Below are 1,852 nucleotides of genomic sequence, written 5' to 3'. Positions count from 1 at the left end.
TATCCAGTAAAGATGATATCATGGATATAGAATTGGAGCTAAAAGAAGCCACCGCGCAGCGGTTTAGTACAACACGGCATTCACGACACTAGAGGATGATGGATGTGGTTGGGACGCGTCGTGAATGCCCAGAACGTTAGACGAAACCGCCTTGCATGCAGTTTTTAATAGAAGGAGAAAAGCGATGCGACTATGGAAGATAGGAATATTACTTTTTAATGAGGTTGAGGTATTAGACTTTGCAGGACCATTCGAGGTTTTGTCCATTGCCACTTACCCAGAATCCAACGTTAAACCATTTGACGTTAAAACAGTTGCTCAAACTAAAGAAACAGTCAGAGCACGTAATGGACTTCAAGTTGTACCAGATTATAGCTTTGCGGATAATACTAACTTCGACATCTTGATTATCCCTGGCGGATACGGTGCGGAAGAGATTGAAATTTATAATGATGCGGTTGTTAGTTGGATAAAAGACCAAATGAATAAGGTTACAATAATGACCTCTGTATGCACTGGTGCATTTTTGCTAGCAAAAGCGGGTTTGTTAGATGGTAAGAGTGCCACAACTCACTGGATGGATATTGATAGGTTAGAGAGGGAATTCGAAAAGATTGTAGTGAAACGAGGCGTTAAGTACGTTGACGAGGGTTCAATAATTACATCTGGCGGAATCTCAGCCGGAATTAATATGTCCTTTTTTCTGATTGTAAAACTCTTAGGAGAAGAGATTGCTCGTACAACTGCAAAGAGAATGGAGTATGATATTAGTTTTTAGTTTCAGGAAACGGGCGGCTACGTCTAACAAGGTGTTCCCGTAACTAGTAAATATGAACGTAGTATGACGCTACGGGAACACCCAGAACGTTACCCGAAATGTCCTTACCCACGCATTCTAATCCTGCTTCATTTACTTGGGAGGTTGCTAAAGTAGTCTTTTTGAAAGTAGGTGCTAAAGCAGAATATAATGTGCATATGAATGTTTTGTTTTGCATGATTTGTTTTTGGGAATAAGAAAAGACCCCCTCTGTGCAGGGGATCTTACTAATTATCGTGAATATGTTCGATTTCACTCAACAAGATATCAAAATCCGTTACGTGCATTTTCCCAAGAATATCCTCTTTCTTAACCGAACCCATAAGTTCTTGTCTCGTAACGTGTATTAATTTAAAACCAAGACCCCATGAAGGTTTTGAAAACCCTGATCTTCGCCAATTAAAAATGGGTATTTTGAATTGATCGAAATATTTGGGAGGATCATTCGGAGGGACACTTGTAGTAGATACTAAGATGAAAAGGTCTTCACCTTCTTGAATCATAATTATGGCGGGTCTTCTCTTGGATTCCTCTGGTATATCGTCGAACCCAACATCAAAATAAAAAACATCGCCTAAACTAAACCAATGCATTTGAAACCTCTTATTCTCCCTCGTTTACAATATACCTGTGGTCTTTATTCTTTCTATCGAACAGAAATTTCCCATCTTTAATTGTCACTGGGCGAACAGAGATTTCCTTTAGTTTTTGTGATGACAGTGATGTTTTTCTATATCCCTGGTCTTTTACAGCACCGTTCATGTTCTCGTCCTCCTCGTTTGACAAATTCTCTTCCTCTTTGTCCATATCATATCACCTTCCAAATACTGTTTCAATACTATATGGCTAGTTTTGCCAACTTAGAAGGGGATAGTCACATGGTTGTAGAATAATGTAAATTATTAGCATAAGTACCTAATTTTATTGCATGTTTTTCTCACAAGCAGGACACTTCGGGTAACTTCTAGAGATTTATGAGGTTCCTTAAAAGAGAAAAAGCCATTGATCAACATCAATAGCTTAAAGGTAAGCAAT

Annotated in this window: 3 protein-coding genes; 1 reads left to right on the top strand and 2 read right to left on the bottom strand. The window is 38.8% G+C overall.

Features of this window, described 5'->3' with window-relative positions; genetic code table 11:
- Positions 1 to 124: 124 nt before the first annotated feature.
- Positions 125 to 778 carry a DJ-1/PfpI family protein gene (locus tag M8E35_RS26170; RefSeq protein ID WP_373887494.1) on the top strand — a complete coding sequence of 218 codons (654 nt, stop codon included), beginning with the start codon at positions 125 to 127 and terminating at the stop codon, positions 776 to 778.
- 266 nt (positions 779 to 1,044) lie between these two features.
- Here M8E35_RS26170 and M8E35_RS26165 read toward each other — a convergent pair whose 3' ends face one another.
- Together M8E35_RS26165 and M8E35_RS26160 are read right to left on the bottom strand one after the other, a co-directional pair.
- A complete protein-coding gene (locus M8E35_RS26165; RefSeq protein ID WP_252473903.1) occupies positions 1,045 to 1,410 on the bottom strand; it encodes a hypothetical protein in 366 nt (121 codons plus the stop codon).
- 10 nt (positions 1,411 to 1,420) lie between these two features.
- Positions 1,421 to 1,624: a hypothetical protein gene (locus M8E35_RS26160; protein ID WP_252473902.1), complete on the bottom strand. Its 204-nt coding sequence runs from the start codon at positions 1,622 to 1,624 to the stop codon at positions 1,421 to 1,423.
- Positions 1,625 to 1,852: the final 228 nt, after the last annotated feature.

Origin of the sequence: Desulfosporosinus nitroreducens (assembly GCF_023897015.1) — a bacterium.
Classification (GTDB): Bacteria; Bacillota; Desulfitobacteriia; order Desulfitobacteriales; family Desulfitobacteriaceae; genus Desulfosporosinus; species Desulfosporosinus nitroreducens.
The sequence above is the reverse complement of the archived record's forward strand: the minus strand, read 5'-3'. Positions and strand labels throughout refer to the sequence as shown.